This is a genomic window from Flavobacterium glycines (assembly GCF_900100165.1).
In the GTDB taxonomy this organism is placed as follows: domain Bacteria; phylum Bacteroidota; class Bacteroidia; order Flavobacteriales; family Flavobacteriaceae; genus Flavobacterium; species Flavobacterium glycines.
Map to the genome: position 1 here is coordinate 75,412 of NZ_FNEO01000005.1, position 20,716 is coordinate 96,127.

General features: G+C 34.3%; 19 protein-coding genes and 3 tRNA genes. 9 read left to right on the forward strand and 13 right to left on the reverse strand.

From position 1 onward, the window contains the following. Positions 1-14 precede the first annotated feature (14 nt). Positions 15-1,124 carry a lactonase family protein gene (locus tag BLR17_RS12195; protein WP_066330220.1) on the reverse strand — a complete coding sequence of 370 codons (1,110 nt, stop codon included), beginning with the start codon at positions 1,122-1,124 and terminating at the stop codon, positions 15-17. A gap of 132 nt (positions 1,125-1,256) precedes the next feature. Between BLR17_RS12195 and BLR17_RS12200 the strand changes: the two genes are divergently transcribed. From BLR17_RS12200 to BLR17_RS12215, 4 genes are read left to right on the forward strand one after another with little or no spacing between them, the layout of a single operon-like run. Continuing rightward, complete coding sequence (locus tag BLR17_RS12200; protein ID WP_066330083.1) at positions 1,257-3,185, forward strand: vWA domain-containing protein; 1,929 nt, start codon at positions 1,257-1,259, stop codon at positions 3,183-3,185. A gap of 14 nt (positions 3,186-3,199) precedes the next feature. After that, a complete protein-coding gene (locus BLR17_RS12205) occupies positions 3,200-4,453 on the forward strand; it encodes a dihydroorotase (RefSeq protein WP_066330084.1) in 1,254 nt (417 codons plus the stop codon). Between the two features lie 8 nt (positions 4,454-4,461). Further along, complete coding sequence (locus BLR17_RS12210; RefSeq protein ID WP_066330086.1) at positions 4,462-4,782, forward strand: DUF4870 domain-containing protein; 321 nt, start codon at positions 4,462-4,464, stop codon at positions 4,780-4,782. A gap of 8 nt (positions 4,783-4,790) precedes the next feature. Then, positions 4,791-5,438: an alpha/beta hydrolase gene (locus BLR17_RS12215; protein ID WP_066330088.1), complete on the forward strand. Its 648-nt coding sequence runs from the start codon at positions 4,791-4,793 to the stop codon at positions 5,436-5,438. Between the two features lie 84 nt (positions 5,439-5,522). Here the strand turns inward: BLR17_RS12215 and BLR17_RS12220 are convergent, their stop codons facing one another. Then, complete coding sequence (locus BLR17_RS12220; RefSeq protein ID WP_066330090.1) at positions 5,523-6,512, reverse strand: BamM family beta-barrel-assembly machinery protein; 990 nt, start codon at positions 6,510-6,512, stop codon at positions 5,523-5,525. Positions 6,513-6,590: 78 nt separating this feature from the next. Here BLR17_RS12220 and BLR17_RS12225 point away from each other — a divergent pair, with 78 nt between their 5' ends. Both BLR17_RS12225 and BLR17_RS12230 read left to right on the forward strand, forming a co-directional pair. Then, on the forward strand, positions 6,591-6,986 hold the full coding sequence (locus BLR17_RS12225) for an RNA-binding S4 domain-containing protein (RefSeq protein WP_066330091.1): 396 nt from the start codon (positions 6,591-6,593) through the stop codon (positions 6,984-6,986). 52 nt (positions 6,987-7,038) lie between these two features. Beyond that, entirely contained in the window at positions 7,039-7,539 is a 501-nt protein-coding gene (locus BLR17_RS12230; protein ID WP_066330092.1) for a phosphoribosyltransferase family protein, read from the forward strand. Here the strand turns inward: BLR17_RS12230 and BLR17_RS12235 are convergent. Further along, positions 7,531-8,049 (reverse strand): shikimate kinase, encoded by a 519-nt coding sequence (locus BLR17_RS12235; RefSeq protein WP_066330093.1) that lies wholly within the window; start codon positions 8,047-8,049, stop codon positions 7,531-7,533. The two genes, BLR17_RS12230 and BLR17_RS12235, sit on opposite strands and share 9 nt — an antisense overlap. A 127-nt stretch (positions 8,050-8,176) precedes the next feature. Here BLR17_RS12235 and BLR17_RS12240 point away from each other — a divergent pair. From BLR17_RS12240 to BLR17_RS12250, 3 genes are all read left to right on the forward strand, one after another. Beyond that, positions 8,177-8,249: transfer RNA gene (locus BLR17_RS12240), tRNA-Lys, on the forward strand. A gap of 44 nt (positions 8,250-8,293) precedes the next feature. Further along, positions 8,294-8,366, forward strand: a tRNA-Lys gene (locus BLR17_RS12245). Between the two features lie 41 nt (positions 8,367-8,407). After that, a tRNA-Leu gene (locus BLR17_RS12250) sits at positions 8,408-8,490 on the forward strand. Positions 8,491-8,791: 301 nt separating this feature from the next. Here the strand turns inward: BLR17_RS12250 and BLR17_RS12260 are convergent. The 10 genes from BLR17_RS12260 to BLR17_RS12305 form a co-directional block, all read right to left on the reverse strand. Beyond that, a complete protein-coding gene (locus BLR17_RS12260) occupies positions 8,792-9,532 on the reverse strand; it encodes a 3-keto-disaccharide hydrolase (RefSeq protein WP_066330094.1) in 741 nt (246 codons plus the stop codon). 33 nt (positions 9,533-9,565) lie between these two features. Next, complete coding sequence (locus BLR17_RS12265) at positions 9,566-10,984, reverse strand: Gfo/Idh/MocA family oxidoreductase (RefSeq protein WP_066330095.1); 1,419 nt, start codon at positions 10,982-10,984, stop codon at positions 9,566-9,568. A 53-nt stretch (positions 10,985-11,037) separates the two neighbouring features. After that, complete coding sequence (locus BLR17_RS12270; protein ID WP_083189599.1) at positions 11,038-12,216, reverse strand: alpha/beta hydrolase-fold protein; 1,179 nt, start codon at positions 12,214-12,216, stop codon at positions 11,038-11,040. 46 nt (positions 12,217-12,262) lie between these two features. Further along, positions 12,263-13,156 (reverse strand): alpha/beta hydrolase, encoded by an 894-nt coding sequence (locus BLR17_RS12275; RefSeq protein WP_083189602.1) that lies wholly within the window; start codon positions 13,154-13,156, stop codon positions 12,263-12,265. 36 nt (positions 13,157-13,192) lie between these two features. Continuing rightward, positions 13,193-14,347 carry an alpha/beta hydrolase-fold protein gene (locus tag BLR17_RS12280; protein WP_066330097.1) on the reverse strand — a complete coding sequence of 385 codons (1,155 nt, stop codon included), beginning with the start codon at positions 14,345-14,347 and terminating at the stop codon, positions 13,193-13,195. A 33-nt stretch (positions 14,348-14,380) separates the two neighbouring features. Next, positions 14,381-15,511, reverse strand: a complete 1,131-nt coding sequence (locus tag BLR17_RS12285) for an alpha/beta hydrolase-fold protein (protein ID WP_066330098.1) — start codon at positions 15,509-15,511, stop codon at positions 14,381-14,383. A gap of 68 nt (positions 15,512-15,579) precedes the next feature. Continuing rightward, entirely contained in the window at positions 15,580-16,863 is a 1,284-nt protein-coding gene (locus BLR17_RS12290; protein ID WP_066330100.1) for a family 8 glycosyl hydrolase, read from the reverse strand. A 72-nt stretch (positions 16,864-16,935) separates the two neighbouring features. After that, the gene (locus BLR17_RS12295; protein WP_066330101.1) at positions 16,936-17,772 is read right to left on the reverse strand and encodes a sialate O-acetylesterase; all 837 of its coding nucleotides are present in this window, start codon (positions 17,770-17,772) and stop codon (positions 16,936-16,938) included. A 60-nt stretch (positions 17,773-17,832) separates the two neighbouring features. Next, positions 17,833-19,074: an SGNH/GDSL hydrolase family protein gene (locus BLR17_RS12300; protein ID WP_066330222.1), complete on the reverse strand. Its 1,242-nt coding sequence runs from the start codon at positions 19,072-19,074 to the stop codon at positions 17,833-17,835. Positions 19,075-19,099: 25 nt separating this feature from the next. Next, a complete protein-coding gene (locus BLR17_RS12305) occupies positions 19,100-20,698 on the reverse strand; it encodes a glycoside hydrolase family 43 protein (RefSeq protein WP_066330102.1) in 1,599 nt (532 codons plus the stop codon). Positions 20,699-20,716: the final 18 nt, after the last annotated feature.

Consider the following 20,716-nt stretch of genomic DNA (forward strand, 5'->3'; position numbering starts at 1 on the left):
ATCAGGTAACTGTTTTACTTCTCTGTAAAAACCAAACAAACCGGAGCACACAATTCGATTCTTTTTCCGGTATCAGTCAATGCTCCTGTTTCTTTATTACGTTTAAAAACAACCACATTATTAGTATACTGATGTCCCACTAACAAGAAATTACCCGTTGGGTCAATCGCAAAATTACGAGGACCATCGCCCAAAGAGCTTGTTCTGGAAGCCAATGCTAATTTACCGTCTTTCAAAATTTTAAAACAACTAATCGTATTGGCTTCTTTTCTGTTGGTAGCATACAGAAAACGTTGGTCTGGTGAAATATGGATATCAGCTGCTGTAGAAGTTCCCTTAAAATCAGGGGCAAGCACAGTAGTTTCCTGAACCAATACTAATTTTCCTTTGTTATAATTAAATACAGATAAAGTTCCGTCTAATTCCTGTAATAAATACAGTTGTTGCCCGTTTTTGCTAAAAGCAAAATGTCTTGGACCACTCCCCGCTTTTACCTTGATACTGTCTTTAAGTTCCAAGGGTTTTGCTACTTTAGGGTTATATTGATACAAATACATTTTATCAGTTCCTAAATCGGTTGCCAAAACAAACTGATGATCAGGAGAGAATTGTACCGAATGCACATGCGATTTTTCCTGACGGGCAGGATTAATTCCTTTTCCTGAATGCTTTATAAGCTGCTTTAATTCCGTAAGACTTCCGTTTTTATTTTTCCCAAAAACAGCCACACTTCCTCCTGTATAATTAGCCGTTATGACATTTTTATCATCATTGATTATATAACAAGGCCCGGGATTATGTATTTCCTGTTTATTTACAAATTCAATTTTAGCATTTGAAGTGTCATATTTAAAAGCGCTCACCGTACTTTTAGGTCCGTCTTCATTAACCGAATAAATAAAATCGTTGTTTTTTGAAACACTTACAAAACTAGGGTTGATTACATTTTCAGTTGAAGATTTAAATTGAAAATCCCCGGTTTCAGCATTAAAATCATAGACATAAATCCCTTTGCTTTCACAACTTTTTGTATAAGTTCCAATAATCAGGTTAAACTTTTTCTCTTGTGCCTGAATGCAAATACAGGATAATAATAGTAATGTAATGAGGATGTTTTTTTTCATTTCTTTTGTTTTTAGAGCTTTGCTAAAATACATATTAAAATCATACCATTTCACATTGAAAAAACATGCTTATCTACATCGTTAGTAGGTACAAATTTGTATTTTTGAGTACTAAATTAACCCAAAACAAGAATGCAATTCAAACATCCTGAAATTTTATACTTTCTCTTTTTATTGATTGTACCTGTTTTGGTTCATTTATTTCAGTTTCGAAAGTTTAAAAAAGAATATTTCACCAATGTTCAGTTTTTAAAATCCATTTCAATACAAACCAGAAAGAGTTCCCAACTTAAAAAATGGCTGTTACTTGCAAGTCGTTTATTGCTGCTTTTTTGTGTTATTATGGCTTTTGCACAACCTTTTTTTGATGCCAAAGAAGCAAAAAATCGCTCTAATGAAATGTATATTATTCTGGATAATTCTTTTAGTATGCAGGCCAAAGGAAAGAAGGGAGAATTATTGAAAAGAGCCGTTCAGGAATTACTCGAAGAAACACCTGAAAACACTAAGTTTTCATTACTTACCAATACCGAAAGCTATTGGAATACAGATATTAAATCCATTAGAAACACACTTCAAAATTTAAAATACAGCGCCATTGCATTTGATTTGAATGCTATTTTAGCCCGACTCAATGCACATCCAACTAATGATAAAAAAGATATTATCATCATTACAGATGCGCTGGGATTGAATTCGAAACAACTCCAAAATCTTCCTAAAAATAATGTTAGCTATTTTATAGTTCCAAAAGCCGAACAGCTTAATAATGTGTCAATAGACAGTGTTTTTATTGATGAAACAACTGATGATTTCTATGACATCAACGTCAACTTGTCCTGTTATGGCGAAAACATAAAATCGCTTCCTATAGCTATTTACAACCAGAATAAACTGATTGCAAAAACAGTTACCAACTTGGAAAGTCCAAAAAAATCATTGCATTTCAACATTCCTAAACAAGCTTTTCATGGTTATATTTCCATTTCCGACAACAATTTAACTTATGACAACACTTTTTATTTTAGTATTTCTAACACCAAAAAAACAAATGTAATCAGCATTGGCGAAAGCGAAAAAAGTAACTTTTTACAACGCATCTATACAAATGATGAATTCAATTTCAGTAATTCAGCATTAACTTCCTTAGACTATAATTCTCTTGAAAAACAAGATGCCATTGTTTTAAACGAATTAGACGAAATTCCTCAGGCATTGCAAATTACTCTGAAAGATTTTGTTCAAAAAGGCGGCAATCTTATTTTTATTCCTTCGCCAAAAAATTCCATTACAGCACTAAATTCTTTTTTAGGAAATTTTGGAAACATCCAATTCAAATCCTATGAAACGAACAACAAATTGATTAGCAAAATCAATTTCAATCATCCTCTGTTTTCGGGAGTTTTTGAAAACAGAATTTCTAATTTTCAATACCCGACAACCAAAGCTTCTTTTAGCATTTCAAATACAAATCCGGCTGCTTTACTTTATGAGAACCAAACTGCTTTTTTAACGGCAGTATTAAATCCGGTTTCGGCTGTTTATGTATTTTCGGCTCCTCTAAACACTGAGAACTCAAACTTTCAACAATCACCTTTAATTGTTCCTGTTTTTTATAAAATGGCACAATTCAATCAAAACAATGCTGTAAATGCGCTTACAATTGGAAACCAAAATCCCTTTATTGTCAATGCTTCACTTACAAAAGACGGAATTTTAGAAATTAAAAATGCTACTGAACAATTTATTCCTATTCAGCAAATTAGAAATTCAAAAGTTAAAATGACTTTTAACGATTTGCCACAAGAAGCCGGAAATTTTGAAATATACAATCAAAAACAATGGGTTGAAAACATCAGTTTTAATTACAACCGAAGTGAAAGTAATCTCAATCCGTTGGATAACAATTTGCTTTCCGATTATCAAACTGCCAATTCTATTGAAAGTATTTTTCATAGCCTACAAAGCGAGCGAATGGATAATCAACTTTGGAAATGGTTTGTTATCTTTGCACTGCTCTTTCTATTATGCGAAATGGCAATTATAAAATTCCTGAAATAAAACATTATTCATATATGAAACTAATTATCCGAAGCGCAAAAATTATCGACCCTCAAAGTTCTTTTCACAATCAAACGGTAGATATTTTAATAGCAGATGGTTTAATTGAAAAAATTGGGGCTAATTTACCTAATGCTAACAATGCCGAAGAACTAAAACTGGATAATCTTCACGTTTCACAAGGCTGGTTTGACAGTAGCGTTTCTCTTGGCGAACCAGGTTTTGAAGACCGTGAAACTATTACAAACGGACTTTTGGTTGCTGCAAAAAGTGGTTTCACAGGCATAGCTTTACAACCTAACTCCTTCCCTATAATTGACAATCAATCGCATATTAATTTTGTAAAAAGTAAAGCATTCGGTCAAGCCACCGAACTTTTTCCTATTGGTGCTTTGACCAAAAATGCAGAAGGAAAAGACATGGCTGAATTGTATGACATGAAACAAGCCGGAGCAATTGCCTTTGGTGATTACAACAGAAGTTTAGAAAATGCCAATTTGCTAAAAATCGCTCTTCAATACACTCAGGATTTTGACGGCGTAGTGATTGCTTTTGCTCAGGAAGAAAAAATCAAAGGAAATGGTGTAGTAAACGAAGGTATCGTTTCCACTCGTTTAGGATTGAAAGGAATTCCTAATCTTGCCGAAGAATTACAAGTAGCCCGCAATTTATTTCTATTGGAATATACCGGAGGAAAAATGCATATTCCAACGGTTTCTACTGCTAAATCAGTAGCTTTAATCAAAGAAGCCAAAGCCAAAGGATTAAATGTAAGTTGTAGCGTAAGTGTACATCATTTAACGATGACCGATGAAAAACTAGACAATTTTGACACCCGTTACAAAGTAACTCCGCCATTAAAAACCGAAGAAGACCGTCAGGCTTTATTAGCCGGAGTTCTGGATAATACTATTGATGTTATTACGAGTGACCATAATCCAATAGACATTGAACACAAAAAAATGGAATTTGATTTGGCAAAAAATGGTACTATTGGTTTAGAATCTGCTTTTGGAGCTTTAATGAACGTATTGCCTTTAGAAAAAGTAATTGAAAAATTAACCAATGGAAAATCGGTTTTTGGTATTGAAAAATCAACAATAAAAGAAGGCGCAACTGCTAATATTACCTTATTCAATCCGGAGAGCACAAACATTTTCACAAAAGCCACCATTTTATCAAAATCTAAAAACTCAGCATTTTTAGGGATGCCACTAAAAGGAAAAGCATACGGAATTGTAAATCAGGGAAAATTAATATTAAGCTAATAAATTATATGAATCCAGATAAAGAAAGTAAAAACATAGCCATCATTAGCTATTTCACTATTATAGGAGCAGTAATTGCTCTTTTTATGAATAATGACAAAAAAGCCCCTTTCGCCTCATTCCATATTCGTCAGGCATTGGGTATCTTTTTATCCTTTTTTTTAATTGGGTATTTTATTGGGTATTTTGACAGCTGGACTATTTCATCTGCTTTTTATCTATTTTATTTCATCCTTTGGATATACGGATTTTTAGGAGCTTTACAAGGACAAATGAAAGCTATTCCAATTTTAGGAGAACAATTTCAAAAAATATTTAAAAATGTTTAGTCTAAAACATGAATCTATCCTTAGAATACCTCATCAGAGAACCTAAAATAAAATCAGATAAGAATCCATTATTACTGTTATTACATGGTTACGGAAGCAATGAAGCGGATCTATTCTCCTTTGCATCTGAATTACCCGAAGAATACTATGTAATATCAGCACGTGCTCCTTATGATTTACAATATGGAAGCTATGCCTGGTATGCCATCAATTTTGATGCTAATGAAAATAAGTTTTCAGACCATGAACAGGCAAAATTATCGCGTGATTTAATTGCTCAATTTATCGAAGAATTAATTGCCAATTACCCAATTGACGAGAAACAAGTTACCTTATTAGGTTTCAGCCAGGGAGCCATCTTAAGCAATGCCATTGCCTTATCTCATCCTGACAAAGTACAAAAAGTAATTGCGTTAAGCGGCTATATCAGCGAACCTATTTTTGAAGAAAATTACAAAAACAATGATTTCTCAAATTTGAAAATTTTTGCAGCCCACGGAACTGTAGATCAGGTTATTCCCGTAGAATGGGCACGAAAAACAAAGCCTTTTTTAAATGGTTTAGGAATTCAATCAGTCTACAATGAATATCCTATCGGTCACGGAGTTTCACCTCAGGAATTTTATGATTTTAGAAATTGGCTTACAAAAAATTAAAATAATTTTACTCTAATTAATAATTAAAAAATCCCGTCTTGTTCATACCAAGACGGGATTTTTTGTATTTAATAGCACTTAATTTTAGTGACAATTTTTATCTAAATGTTTTTTAATTCTTGTTGCATTAGTCGTGTTTCCACTACAATCAGGAATTAAATTAAATGGAGTAACAACCTTATTTACTGTAATTTCAAATCTGGTAGAATAACCATCACCATCATCATCTGTATCTAAATAATTTGGAATTCCATCTCCATCAGTATCATCAGGATTAGTTACTCCAGATGCTAAAGTATACATATAACGATTTCCATCTAAATCTTCTAAATAAGAAGGTATTCCATCATTATCTAAATCTGTTCTGTCAACAGCATATAATTTGAAACTAAAAACTAATGGTGAGTAACTTGGAATAGAACCCTGACCAGAACTATAATATCCTAATCCTGAAGGTAAAAACATCACCCCTGCTCCAAAATTATTATACTCAACAGTTCCGTCTGATTTAGACGTTGCAGTTCCTGTTTTAAACTCAGGAAAAACTTCACTCCAACCTGTAACAAGTTGGTATAAATACAAAAATCCCTGAGGATATATTACTTTTTCAAACTGAGTTGCTATAAGTTCAGAAGGAACTGTTGCTGTTGCTGTTGTACGATATAAATAATCTCCTTTATAGGCTGCTAGAACTCCATCTGCATTACAAGGCTGCTCTCCTGTTCCTTCTCTTAAAACTAAATAATAAAGACTATAGGTAATATCATGTAACTTAACTTCTTTTTTTAACAACTTTGGAAAAGTACTACTGTTTAGATAAGACATAACTGATCTTTGATTAACAGCATCTGTAATTTTTGTAAATGTCACATCTTTATCTTCTGGTTGACCAGGGGCATTCGTTTCTACAAAGGTATACGTTTCTAAATATTCTTTAATAGCAATACTATCTGTTTTAAATTGCTCTCCATAATCCTTTAAAGGTTCTGTAGTAAAGGAATTATCATCTTTAGAGCAGGAAAATAAAAAGAGGCTTGTAATTATTACAATAAAATAATACTTAAATTTGTTCATTATAGCTGAATTTTAAGTGCGCAAGATACAATATTGATTTATTTTTGTAAACTATTTAACTCTGATTTTAGAATTTTTATGCGAATCGATAAATATTTATGGTGTGTCCGATATTACAAGACCCGAAACATGGTTACAGAAGCTTGTAAAAAAAATCACATCACTGTAAACGGTGTAGTTGCAAAACCGTCTAAAGAAGTTTTTCCTACAGATAAAATCACTTTTAGAAAAGACCAGATTACCCAAACCATTACCGTATTAGACATTCCTGAAAACCGTGTAGGTGCTAAATTAGTCGATATTTATCGAAGAAATGATACTCCTGCAGAAGTATACCAGCATTTAGAACTATTAAAATTATCAAAAGAACATTATCGTAAAACCGGAACCGGCAGACCAACTAAAAAAGACCGCAGGGATATTGATGATTACGGAAACGAAATCCATCAGGAAGACGATGAAGAGGATTTATAATTAGAACGAAGAAAATCCTAATTTCAACCCAAAATTTAAACATAACAATAAAATGAGCAAAAATATCATTCTAACTGATCAGGAAATCAAACACAAAACAAAAAGAATTGCTTATCAAATTTATGAAACTTTTATAGATGAAGAAGAAGTGGTTTTGGCTGGAATAGCAACTAACGGTTATGTATTTGCTGAAAAAATTGCTGAGGAACTTAAATCCATTTCAGACCTTAAAGTAATCCTATGTGAAGTGCAAGTAGACAAACACAATCCTCAACTGGCTATTCAAACCTCTATTACAGCCGAAGCCTACGCTAATAAAGGTTTAATCCTAATAGATGATGTATTGAATTCAGGCACAACCTTAATTTATGCTGTAAAACACTTTTTGGGTGTGCCTTTGAAAAAGTTTAAGACAGCGGTCTTAGTAGACCGCAATCATAAAAAATACCCTGTAAAAGCCGATTTTAAAGGAATTTCTCTTTCTACTTCATTATTAGAGCATGTACAGGTAGAATTTGATCAGGACGACAAAAGTTACGCCTGGTTAAGCTAAAATCTTCAGAATATCCTCTACAGTCTCACTAATAGTTTGCTTATCTACAGTAACTATATGTTGCGCCTGATTGTAATAATAACTTCTTTCAAATAAATGAGTAGCAATAAACTCTTTCAGCTCGACATCATTTTTGTCGGCAATAAGGGGTCTATTGCTCTTATTTAATGACAATCTGGCGACAAGTGTATCTATAGATGCTTTCAGATAGACAGACAATACATTTTCCCCCTTTAATAATTCATGATTATTAGCATAACAAGGAGTCCCTCCCCCTAATCCAATAATAACGGCCTCAGGAAGATTCAGTAATTCTACAAAACATTCGTGTTCCAACTTCCTAAAATGGATTTCTCCTTTCTCGGCAAATATAGTTTTGATAGTCATTTTGACCTTTTCCTCAATAAATTCATCCAAATCGATAAACGGAATCTCCAGTTTTTTGGACAATTCTTTGGCGATGGTCGACTTTCCGCAACCCATATAACCCAACAGTACAATTTTCTTCATAGAATAAAACCCTATAAATTAGAGTGTTAAAATTTATTATTAAAAAAAGACAAATTTATAATAAAATAGCTTGGAAATAATAAAAAAAACGCCTTATATTTGCACCCGCAATCAGGGAACGATGCAAGACTCGATAGCTCAGTTGGTAGAGCACATCACTTTTAATGATGGGGTCCTGGGTTCGAGCCCCAGTCGGGTCACAAATGAGTGACTCACTTGAAAAACAAACGTTCTCTGATGCAATGACTCGATAGCTCAGTTGGTAGAGCACATCACTTTTAATGATGGGGTCCTGGGTTCGAGCCCCAGTCGGGTCACAAAAGGTTAAGTAATTTTTACTTAACCTTTTTTACTTTTAGGCCATGTGGAGAAACGGTAGACTCGCCATCTTGAGGGGGTGGTGCTCGCAAGGGCGTGAGGGTTCAAATCCCTCCATGGTCACTACAAAAAAGGTGCTAAATCAATTGATTTAGCACCTTTTTTGTATGGATCAATCAAAACAACCTATGGAGAATTAAAATGGGGATCAGGTTCAAAAGTTGGGGATTAAGCAAAAAGATTAGATAATCTAAATAGGAAAAAATCAATTTTTCTGACTCCTCTTAATTGACTTCTAAAAGCTTTTATTTTGGCATTATAAAGATTCAGCCGAAGCATTTGTACTTCGATTATCAAAATAATTCAGAATTGATTGATAATTCAGGTTTATGGTATTGAGTAGGATATTGAAGTTTTTTTTTTGCTATTTTAAAACTTTAATTTTTATATTTTTAAAAAACACCTCATTTCCATGATCCTGCAATAAAATATTACCCTCTGCTGCATTTCCAAAATTTGGCCAGTCTTTGTATTTACTATAAGCTACCAGAGCATTCCACATTTGATTATTTCGGGTATATTCCACAATTTTAACCCCATTTAACCAATGCTCAACTTTATCATTTTTTACTACAATTGTTGCTGTATTAAAATCGTCTTTATTAAACTTAAAATCTTTATCTCTCTTTGAAGTAATTAAATCATATAATGATCCAAGGGTACGATTGCCTCTCACACCATTTTTTGCATCAGGATGATTTTCATCGTCTAATATTTGAAACTCACAACCAATTGCCGATCCCGCTCCTTTATTCAAATCAGAGTCTACAAAGTATTTTATTCCACTATTAGCTCCTTTTGTTATTTTAAAATCAACTTTCAAAATGAAATTTTTATACTTCTTAACTGTAACAATATCACCTCCATTAGAGGATTCACCTCCATCTGTTGCATGCACTTTTAAACTCCCATTTACTATACTCCACCCTTTTGCCGGAAACGCATCCATTCGTGCTCCTCTCCATCCATTAGTAGTTTTTCCATCCCACAATAATTTCCAACCTTCACTCACTTCTTTTGGGGTTAAAGTATTCGAATTGTCTTTTTGTGCCTGTAAAAGAAAAGTACTAAGTAAAATTATACTTGATAATAATATTTTTTTCATGATTTGATTTCTGTTATTATTTCTATTAAATCCTTATAGTTTGTAAAACTCTTCCCATCCTTTACGAGGAGGGACATCTGTTAATAAAGCATTAGCAAACGGATTATTGGTAATTGTTTTGGTATTTCTATCAAACTTAAGTGGTGTATTTAATCTTTGGGCAATTACTCCTAAAGAAAAAACCTGACTTAATGGTCCGAAAATTTCGAACGGTGATCTGGTTTTTTCCTTTCCTAAACAAGACAAAAGGAAATTAGCAAAATGATTAGAAGTACTTACAGGGACATTCGGTAATTTTGATTGGATTTCCTTGGCTTTCTCACTTGGAATAATACTTAAAGTACTTCCATGAGTACCTCCCTTAAAAATAAGATCATCACTGTAAATTATTTTTCCGGGATTTAATTTGGCCTCCTGCAACTTTGCACCCGCGACTGTTGGAATATTAGGATTCAATTCTGAAGTACCGTAACCAGATGGCAAAGGAGGCATATTATTTACCCCATCATACCATGTAATATTCATTGGTGGCATATTGCCTCTTTTAGGAAATTTAAATTGGATTGTGGAAGACATTGGAAAAAAATAATCATTATGACCTTCAAGTTTTATTGGATTTACTTCATAAGGCAAACCTAAATCAAGAAATTCATGAGCAGTATCTAAAATATGAGCGCCCCAGTCTCCTAATGCTCCCATTCCGAAATCGTACCAACAACGCCAGTTACCCTGATGGTATTTATCACTATAATCGTGATAAGGTCTGGCCATCAACCAGGTGTTCCAATCCATTCCTTCGGGAATTGGCTGTCCTTCTGGAAGTTTATATATATTGGGATCCCAACCATGCCATCTTCGTGGCGAATTCATGTGAGCTACTACTTCAGTCACATTTTTAATAATCCCGGCTTCTTTCCATGCTTTAAACTGAAAATAGTTTGCCTCAGAATGTCCCTGATTACCCACTTGAGTTACTAAATTAGGATGCTTTCTGGCTGCCTGCATCATCAGTTCAATTTCATAGAATGTACATGCCATTGGTTTTTCAACATAAATATGTTTTCCTAAAGACAGCGCCAACATGCAAATAGGAAAATGGGAATGATCAGGTGTACCTACCGAAACAGCTTCGATATCATTGGCTGCTTTATCAAACATTTCCCGAAAATCTTTAAATTGTTTTGCTTTTGGAAACATTGCCATAATTTCTTGTGTATGTTTAGCTCCCATATCGACATCACAAAGGGCTACAATTTCACACAAACCGGTAGCATACAAATCCTTAGCAATTTGCCCTCCTCGATTGCCAATACCTATTAAGGCTAACTTTACCTTTTCTTTTTCAACTTTTGAAACAGAACTTGCAAATAATGACGGAGCTATTGCAACTGTTGCTGAAGCTAACATTGCTTGCTTTATAAATTCACGTCTTGATTTCTCTCTTTTATTCATATTAAAATGGTGTTAAAAGCATTACTATTTTTTAGCTACTTATTCTTGTTTCACTACTGAAACAATAATGGTGCAAAAGCAAACAAATCGTGTCTCCAAACCGGCCAGCTATGTCCTCCAGGATATTCACTGTATCGGTATTTAATTCCCATTTGGTCGAATTTGCCCATCATGATTTTACAATTTTCAAAAGCAATATCCTCTTTTCCTCCCATTGAAATCCAAAATTCTTTCAAATTCGAATTAATTTTTCCAACATTCTTTTTCATGAACTCATACTGTGGCTCTGATAAGTCAGGATTATTGGCCCACCAACCTGAACTAAGCACACCAATACCAGAAAACATATCCGAATTTTTAATTCCTGCGTATAGTGTTTGCAATCCTCCCATCGATAAACCTGCTAAAGCTCTGTTTTTAGCGTCAGTTGCCACTCTAAAATTACTTTCTACAAACGGAATTACTCCCATTTTTAACTCATTTTCGAAAGCCTTTAGTGCATTTTCATTAAAACCTGCTATTCCACCTGCATTTGGTAAATTGCCATCCAGCATTGCTATGACCATAGGTTTAACTTTGTTTTCTGCTATTAAATTATCTAAAATCAAATTAGCCTTTCCTTGAGTAGCCCATCCTCTCTGATCTTCTCCACCTCCGTGTAATAGATATAAAACAGGATATTTTTCGGTAGCTTTTTCATAGCCCGGTGGAGTATAAACATACATTTCACGCCAGGAATTAGTTGCTTTTGAAAAATAGTGTTTGATTCTGATGTCGCCATGTGGTACATTGTTTAAAGCATAAAAATCTCCTTCCTTATTTGGAATTTCAATACCACTGGCCATACGTCCCATTCCGTAAAATGTTTCGCTTGCCGGATCAGCAACTGCTACGCCATCAATTACCAAAGAATAATAATTGAATCCTTTATTGATAACATCAGTGGTTACTGTCCAAGTTCCATCTTCCCCTTTTGTCATATCGTATCTTTTACCTAAATCGATTTGGACTTTTGCTGCTTCTGGTGCTTTAATTTTAAAAACAACCCGATTGTCTTGTAATATTTGCGGATACTTCGCATTGCGGATATTCGTTTGAGCGGGAACACCTAATAATTCCTGTTGGGTTTGACTTATCGAACCTTGAGCTTTTACTGTAGCAAAATTCAAAAAGAAAAACACTCCTACTGTTAAGCCAATATTGATGTTATGCAATTCTAAAAATTTACTCATAATTGTTTTTTTTTTAGACCGTTGTTAATCCAATATCTGATTATTTTTACTTAGTAACAGAAGCTGTATCCAATACTGTATATTGGCTCAAAGAAGCTACATCAACTGGTTTAAACAAAAATTGAGAGAACATATACAAACCATTTTTCCAAACTTTAAAATCATGGCCTCCTGGCTCTAAATAATATACGTGCGGAACGTTTTTTTCCAATAAATAATCGTGTAAACGCTTACCGTAAGTAATTAAACCATCTTTGTCACCACAGGAAATCCAAAGTAATTTTAATTTTTTCTTGGTTTCTTCCGGATTAGGCACTAAGACTTCCGGCATTTTAGTATTTGGTGCCGAAGAGAAACCTCCAACCCAGGCAAATTTGTCTAAATTTCCTAAACCAAAATTCAATGATTGTCCGCCACCCATAGAAAGTCCTGCAATGGCGCGATTTTCTCTATCTGTAAAGGTTGGATATGTTTTTTCGATAAACGGAATTAAATCATCCAACAAGTCTCTTTCAAAAGTGGCAAAGCCCTGAACTTTGTCTGGAGCCATAATATTTCCAGTTGCTCGGTCATCTTTAATAGCACGACCGTTTGGCAATACCACAATCATCGGCTTGATTTTTCCTTCGGCAAATAAGTTATCCAATATTATTTGCGGTGTTCCTCCTTTTAACCATTCTTTTTCATCTCCACCAATCCCATGCAGTAAATATAAAACCGGATATTTTTTATCTTTTGAAAATCCAGGAGTTTTATAAACCAAAGCTTTTCTTGTCGTACCCACTGTTTTTGAATCATAAGCGATGGTATCTATTGTACCATGAGCAATGGCTGCTCTTTCCTGATCAAACCCCTTTGGTCCTTCTTTTTCGATTTTTTGTGCAACAACAATTAGATTACACATAAAAAGCATTGTTGCTGTAACAATAATTTTTTTCATTTTTTTATGTTTAGGTTGATTGATAATTCGTTTTTTTTATTGGAATAATTTAGCTGCAAATTGATTCAGACATCTCCTCCAGCTTAGCCATTCATGAGCTGTTTCAGGAGATTCATAATAGCCATATTTAATTCCTTGCTTTTCTAACATTGTTCTGAATGCCCCCACTGATCCCGGAAATGGACTAGGCTCTTTTGTTCCTAATCCAAGCCAAAAAAGCTTTATTTTCTTATTGAGTGCATTCGCATCTTTAAATTTTCCATCTAAAAAAGTGTTCACGTCAATGGCATCAGCACTCGGATAGTTTGAAGTTCCGCTAAATCCTCCATAATGGGAAAAGGTATCCAGATTATTCATCATGATTCTCATAGTCTGATTAGCGCCCATAGAAAGTCCGGCAATAGCTCTGTTTTCTCGATTAGCGATAGTGCGAAACTTGGCATCAATCATTGGAATAATTTCATTGATTACCACTTCTTCGAAAACTGATTCTTGGCGTGCTCCATTCGTTTGAGGTTTGTAAGCGTAACCATTATCCATTACCACAATCATAGGTTTTGCTTTTTTGGAAGTAATCAGATTGTCGAGAATTAGATTTGCTTTTCCTTGGACAGCCCAGCCAGTTTCATCCTCAAAACTACCGTGTTGTAAATAAAGTACAGGAAAACGTGTTTTTGTATCGGTATTATAATTTGCAGGAGTATAAACAAAACAACGTCTAAACGAATTGGTTAATTTAGAGAAATAAATATTTTCACTTACTAAACCATGAGGAACGTCTTTCATAGCATAAAAGTCTCTGTCTGATGCCGGAATTTCGATTGCACTTCCTAATCTTCCAGCACCGTAAAAATATACTGTTCCGGGATCAGGGACTGATGCTCCGTCAATATTGAGTTGATAATAATGAAAGCCTTCATCCTGAGGATTAGAGACTCCAGTCCAGATGCCTTTGTCATCTTTTACCATATCATATTTAGTTCCGCCAAGATCCAACTGAACTTTATTTGCCTGAGGAGCAAGAATACTGGCTCTCACCCGTCTTTCAGAATTAACTTGAGGATACAATTTCCCTTGTTGATTTACTGACGAAGGAACAAAATCTTCAACAACATTAGAAGATACTGATTGAGAGAAAGAAGTATTAGAAATTATCGTAATAACAAAAACAATAATAGAATTTACTTTCATTTTAAAATACTTTATTTGATTTACTAAAAAGAATTATTTCTTATTCAAAAACAAAAGTGGTGCTAATTCCTTGAAACTACGTCTCCATGTTTGAAATTCGTGTCCTGTTCCTTCTGAAACATATGAAACGGCATTAAATCCTGCTTCTTTCAGACCAATTACTGCATTTTTCACCCCATCAGGACGCTCTTTACTTCCACAGCTTAAAAAGACAAGTTTAACCTTTGATTTGTCTTTAATATCCTCTGGTTTATAAGTTCCTCCGCTTAAAAGCGCATAATGAGAAAAAACATCCGGTTTATTTAGTGTTATCGTTTTTGTTTCCATACCTCCCATTGAAAGTCCTGCCATAGCACGATTTTCTTGATTAGCCAGTGTACGGAAATTAGCATCTACATAAGGAATTAATTCATCGACAAGAACGGTTTGAAAAGGTTCTATTTTAAAACTTGCCATACCTCCCCATTTTACTTCATTAGTCATTCCGTAAGTCATAACAATGATAAATGGTTTAATTTTTCCTTCGACAATCAAATTATCCATAATTAAATTCACACGTCCCTGATTGCTCCAGGCGGTTTCATCTTCTCCCCAACCGTGTTGCAAATACAAAACCGGAAAACGTTTTGATTGTTCTTTAGCATAAGATGGTGGTGTATAAACATAAGCACGGCGTGAAGTATTAGTGCTATTTGATGGAAAAAGAATTTGCTGAACATTGCCATGAGGAACATTTTTCAACGCATAAAAATCCTGATCATGAGCTGGAATTTCTATCCCGCTTTCCCAACGGGTAGAACCATAAAAATTCAATGCTCCGGGATCGTTAAAAACACCTCCGTCAATCGTTACATGATAATAATGAAATCCTTCGTCCATAGGACCAGCAGTTGTTCCTGTCCATACGCCATTTTCTGCTTTAGAAAGTTCAGTTCCTCCTTTTGCTCCTCCCAATCCTAAACTTACAACAACTGATTTAGCATCAGGTGCCTTAATTTGAAATCGTGCATAGCCTTGAGAATTAACTTGCGGGTATTCTTGTCCCGGTTGATTTACTGTTGAAGCTTTGAAATCTTCAATTATTTTTACTGGTTCATTTTGTGCACTAATTAATGAGCTAATTAAAGTCATCGATAACACAATCAAAAAGTTATACTGTTTCATAATTTTGGTTCTTTTTTTAAATTGGAGTAATACTATTTTTCTTTTCTTTTATTTCCTTGTAATAAAATTTAATGCACTTGTGGTGTGATTATTTTATAGTTTCCGCTTAAGTGCATCAAACTAAAAAGATACATCAAACCATCATAATAAGGGTCAAAATAACCGTCTTCATAAGGTTCTAACTTCGCATTCCAAACTGCATGTACAAAATCCAGACTTCCTTTTTCATCATTTATTAATGCTGTTGTTGCCGCAGTGGAAACTAACCCAATAGAATGTCTTAGTTTTTTCACTGGACCTGCTTGTAAAATAAATTCCGGTGTTGAACCGTCAAGATTGAATTGATCCTCATAAGTATCCATTCCTTTTGATCTTAGAAATTTTTGAAATTTTACTGCATACTCTTTTTGCCACTTCTTATCTTTTCTAAACCAAGCATAATCCATAGCTATATTCATAGGAACCCGCCAGGAATCATAACGAAATCCTGCTGGCATCCAACGTGTAGGATGAGGTGCACCACTGAATTCGGTGTAGTCAGAATTTAGTCCCGTCATTGGATGCGTTGCTCTTTTAAAAAACACTCTTGAAGTATCTGCACAGGCTTTATAAAATTCTTCATGACCGTCTTTTGCATATTCAGACCAAACTTCATAAAAAGCAGGTAAATGATAGGATGGATCTGTCCAATTGTAACTATTTCCCTCAGGGACAAAAGTTATTTGTTTGTGTTCGGTATTGATAAGATTGTAAATATTTCCCGTCCCATCTTTTTTCCACATAGCATCTAATATGCGTCGGGCTTCCTTATAATAATTGATTCCTGTATCATTTCCCCATTTATTAGAAGCAAATAAAAGACTGGTTATATAATACAATTCTCCATCAGATGCTGAACCCGGAGAATTTTGTTTCATTGTAACAGGATTGAAACTCCAGGCAAAATAGCTTTCTCTTAGTCCGCTTTGATGCTGAAGATAGGCTTTTGAAAACCTCCAAATCCGGTCAAAAACATCTTTTTTATCCAACTGGACCGCAACCATCATTCCATAAGACATTCCTTCGGTTCTTGCGTCCTTATTTTTCACATCAGAAACATAAGCCATCGTATCACCAACAGTAAAATAAACACGATTAGGCCCTTCAAAAATATCATAATAAGCTTTTGAAAGTTTCTTATCGATCGCTTCTTTTTTATATCCTGCTTCTAAAAAAATATTTCTGTATTTAATATTTTCAAATGCTCTAGTTGATTTTTTAGTTTGAGCAAAAAACATAGAAGAGAATAAAATTGTCATTAAAAACAAGCCTATTTTATGAACGTGTGGATATAAATAGTTGTAGTTTTTCATTCAAATAATCGGTTTATTTCGGTTGGTTATAAATAGTATTTCAATCTCTTTGTACTGCTGTTTTTCTTACTACTATTTTAACAAAGTCAACATCTTATCGGCATATCGTCTTCCTAATTCTCTATAACCTGCGGCATCAAAATGCAAATTATCTTTAGCAACAGTACACCCACGAGATGAAATCACGTAGGAATTAGGAATAGTTTCCGGAAGAGTGGCGATAATTTTATTCATACTCGCACATTTACCGTTTTGCTCTTCATGTACCGTTTCACCCGAAAGCAATGGTACTTTTTTAGGATCCAAATTCAAGTCTTTCATCAAATTATCATAAACAATTTTGACCTTTTTTGTCCAAAGTGTATCCCCTGTGTTTGACTCTCCCTGATGTAACAAAATTCCTTTTATCACTCCGCTTTTTTGAGCAATTTTTGCCATTTCAACTAATCTCCCATAAGGATTCCCATCATACTCTTTTATCATACCTTTCATCCAGTCAGGTGCTGTAGCAACATAAGATTCATATTTATCCTTATCAAAAAGCTCTATTTTACAACCACCAACAGCTACATTAATAATTCCAACTTTTACATTTTTAGGAAGACTTTCAACCATAGTTCTGCCAAAATAATCTGTTAGTGTCAAACCTGTTTTGCATCTGCATAATGGTGGTACAGCTGTGTACCATTTACCCATTTCACGACCTAATTCCGGACAATTTACTGCTTCCAAAACCTGAAAACGGCCATCAACTTCAACAGTGTCCTGAGGTTCAATTTTAGCATTTCCTTCCATATTGGATTGTCCAAAACTCAAATAAATTTGGAAATTTTTATCCTGTGAATAGGAATGTTGCACCACTAATATTAGGACCAATACTAAAACATAATTTTTAATTTCTTTTTTCATCTTTTTCTATTGTTTGTTATTTCAAAATTCTAATTTATCGATAGTAAAAAACTAATACTATTATTGTTTAAACAATTCTAAATCAATAACATCACCCATTCTTTTATAACCTAATTGATTGGGGTGTAAAAAATCATTATCGTGCATATTGGATAAAATAGTCTTAGAACCAGGCTCGGAAACCATTGCTTTATCAAAATCAATTACAGCATCAAAACCACTGGTTTTATTTCGAATCCAGACATTTACAATATCTCTTGCTTCTTGTCGGTACGGTGCATCATAAAAGGATTTTTCAAACGGCAAAATAGTACAGCCATACACTTTAATCCCCTTGCCATGTGCTTTGTCGATCATCACTTTGTAAGCAGCAATAAGTTCTTGAGCCCTAACTGGTGCATCTTCGGCTTTTCTAATTCCGCCAATATCATTTATGCCTTCGAGTAAAACGAGCCATTTTACACCTTCTTGAGAAAGTACATCTCTATCAAATCGATCTAAAGCTGTAGGGCCTAATCCACCACGAACCACACAGTTTCCTCCAATTCCTAAATTCAAAACTCCAATATTTTCCGTAGCCTTATTTTCTAATAAACGAGCTGATAAAATGTCTGTCCATCTGTTTTGTTTATTCGTTCCCGATCCACGCCCGTCGGTAATTGAATTTCCTAAACATACTATTGCAGCCGATTTTTTAGGAGCAATTACATCTACCCCCATAATAGAATACCAATGATCTGTTTTTACCGCTCCAGCAAAATCTACATTATTGAGCTGATCTCCCTGCAAAATATAAGAAGTAGTTCGAGAGCCCGGATGTCCTGATGTTTTTTGCGAAGTTGCTCCATAATTAATCGTAATGGCCAAAAGCTGCCCAGGCCGTAAAGCAAAATCAAAGGCATCTGAAAATACTTCCTGCTGCGGATTCATTGTTATACCTGCATTTCCATTGAAGCTAAGTGCTTTTTGAGATTTTCCGTCAATAACGGCTCCTTCCACAACATTTGCAACACTTACAGACTTCAAAACCGTAGCCTGGTCACTAAATATATTCGAAAAACGTAATCGCATACGTTTTCCACCAATTGAAACCCTAATTATTTGTCTGAGTGTATTATCAGTAAGCCCCGGAGCTGGAGGCATATTATTAGGCTCTACTAACATTTGAGCCGTAGCCCAAGTACCAACCCAATTTGAAGTATTTGATTTTTTAGTCTCTTTTAATGACTGATTAGATTTACATCCTACAACAAAAATGAAGAGATTAAAAAGCAATAAGTATTTAAAATATCTTTTTCCCATCTTTAACTTTTTAAAATTGAAAACTCTACTTTGTATTCTTCTCGTATTTGAAAAAATCAACATCAACATAGCCCCCAGCAGTCTTTGTAGCATAATTGAAAATGGCAAACTTGGTTCCCATAAAGAGTTTTCTGTAGTCAAAAATCATTTTGAACTCTGTTCCTATTGCTGTCCAATTTTTATTATCAAAACTATAATAGAATTTTGCCAAATCTTTATTCAAGTTAAAATCTCCATCAATACGCAAATAAACCCGATTCTTAGACAACTCAACACGTGCTTTTTCATCTACCACAACATTAAGTATTGCTTTGGTTTTATTATCTAAATCAACAATATTCGTTGACATGGTCAGGTACTTTTTATTTCCTTGCATAGTCACAGATAAAAGTCCTGAATGTCCATTAAATACACTAAATCCAGCCACATCTCCATCTATCATTTTAGAAATATCCATTGCTACTATTCCACTGCATTTCGGTCCTTCCATGCGCTGTGTAATTGTATTAGGTGCAGCATATAAATTGGTAACAATTCTATCAGTTTTCAATCTAAGGAAACCTTTTCTATCTGTTAATGACCAGGCATTATCAATAGGATTATGATTCCATTGCCAATTAATTTTTAATTGTTTCTTAGAAAAATCATCACTTTCTACAATACGTTTTCCAGAATCAAACGGCTTTAGAGGAACTTCGGCAGTCAATGGTACTTTCCCATTTTTATCTCCTAACATTGGCCAGCCTTCTTCCCAACGTACAGGCATTAATAATGGTACACGGCCAACAGCTCCACGATCCTGAAAAATTAAATCATGCCAATTACCCTTTTCATCATCAATAATACAGCCTTGTCCTGCATAAGGAAAACCAGCAAAATTATCCTCCAGAATTACCTTTTTTTCATATGGTCCGGTAATATTATCGGCTCTATAACAAACTTGTCGGCGAGGTTTACCCCTTGGCCAGGAAATCATAAGCAAATAATATTTTCCGTTATACTTAACAACCTGATTTCCTTCTAAAAGCCCTGTTTCGTCAGCATCTTTCTGAAAAATATCCTGATTAATTCCTCCTTGTTTTACATCCGAAAGATCTTTATTCAACTCAATTATCTTTGTTCCAGTAAAAACAAAAGCGCGGTCATCGTCGTCAAAAAACAATGAAGCATCGTGGAAATGTTTTGTTCTTGTAACCAATTTCCAATTTCCTGTTTTAGGATTATCTGTTACATAGATATAGGACTTGAATGGTTCATCATTAGGTGAAAAAAGAACATAATATTTTCCTTTATGATAACGAATAGATGATGCCCATTGTCCGCGTCCGTAAACGGTACCATTCAGCAAATCATATTTAGAATTATCAGTAAGACGATTAAACACATAACTACCTATTTCCCAATGTACCAAATCCTTAGACGTCATAACCGGAGCTCCGGGCATAAGGTGCATAGTAGTACTAATCAAATAAAAATCACTTCCTGATCGTGTAATAGACATGTCGGGCACATCAGCCCACATCATAGGATTTGTATATGGTGTACTATCACTTTTTTTTGTTTGTTGTGCAATACAACCACAATAAACTAAAGCAAATAATAATAAAATTGAATTTTTATTCATCGTTTTAATTACATTAAT

Bases quoted from the DNA above. Each gene is read 5' to 3' on its own strand.
- BLR17_RS12220 (WP_066330090.1), bottom strand. From the start codon at position 6,512: ATGAACAAATTTAAGTATTATTTTATTGTAATAATTACAAGCCTCTTT.
- BLR17_RS12280 (WP_066330097.1), bottom strand. From the start codon at position 14,347: ATGAAAGTAAATTCTATTATTGTTTTTGTTATTACGATAATTTCTAAT.
- BLR17_RS12300 (WP_066330222.1), bottom strand. From the start codon at position 19,074: ATGGGAAAAAGATATTTTAAATACTTATTGCTTTTTAATCTCTTCATT.
- BLR17_RS12205 (WP_066330084.1), top strand. From the start codon at position 3,200: ATGAAACTAATTATCCGAAGCGCAAAAATTATCGACCCTCAAAGTTCT.
- BLR17_RS12230 (WP_066330092.1), top strand. From the start codon at position 7,039: ATGAGCAAAAATATCATTCTAACTGATCAGGAAATCAAACACAAAACA.
- BLR17_RS12285 (WP_066330098.1), bottom strand. From the start codon at position 15,511: ATGAAACAGTATAACTTTTTGATTGTGTTATCGATGACTTTAATTAGC.
- BLR17_RS12305 (WP_066330102.1), bottom strand. From the start codon at position 20,698: ATGAATAAAAATTCAATTTTATTATTATTTGCTTTAGTTTATTGTGGT.
- BLR17_RS12275 (WP_083189602.1), bottom strand. From the start codon at position 13,156: ATGAAAAAAATTATTGTTACAGCAACAATGCTTTTTATGTGTAATCTA.
- BLR17_RS12225 (WP_066330091.1), top strand. From the start codon at position 6,591: ATGCGAATCGATAAATATTTATGGTGTGTCCGATATTACAAGACCCGA.
- BLR17_RS12260 (WP_066330094.1), bottom strand. From the start codon at position 9,532: ATGAAAAAAATATTATTATCAAGTATAATTTTACTTAGTACTTTTCTT.
- BLR17_RS12235 (WP_066330093.1), bottom strand. From the start codon at position 8,049: ATGAAGAAAATTGTACTGTTGGGTTATATGGGTTGCGGAAAGTCGACC.
- BLR17_RS12295 (WP_066330101.1), bottom strand. From the start codon at position 17,772: ATGAAAAAAGAAATTAAAAATTATGTTTTAGTATTGGTCCTAATATTA.
- BLR17_RS12270 (WP_083189599.1), bottom strand. From the start codon at position 12,216: ATGAGTAAATTTTTAGAATTGCATAACATCAATATTGGCTTAACAGTA.
- BLR17_RS12195 (WP_066330220.1), bottom strand. From the start codon at position 1,124: ATGAAAAAAAACATCCTCATTACATTACTATTATTATCCTGTATTTGC.
- BLR17_RS12210 (WP_066330086.1), top strand. From the start codon at position 4,462: ATGAATCCAGATAAAGAAAGTAAAAACATAGCCATCATTAGCTATTTC.
- BLR17_RS12215 (WP_066330088.1), top strand. From the start codon at position 4,791: ATGAATCTATCCTTAGAATACCTCATCAGAGAACCTAAAATAAAATCA.
- BLR17_RS12200 (WP_066330083.1), top strand. From the start codon at position 1,257: ATGCAATTCAAACATCCTGAAATTTTATACTTTCTCTTTTTATTGATT.
- BLR17_RS12290 (WP_066330100.1), bottom strand. From the start codon at position 16,863: ATGAAAAACTACAACTATTTATATCCACACGTTCATAAAATAGGCTTG.
- BLR17_RS12265 (WP_066330095.1), bottom strand. From the start codon at position 10,984: ATGAATAAAAGAGAGAAATCAAGACGTGAATTTATAAAGCAAGCAATG.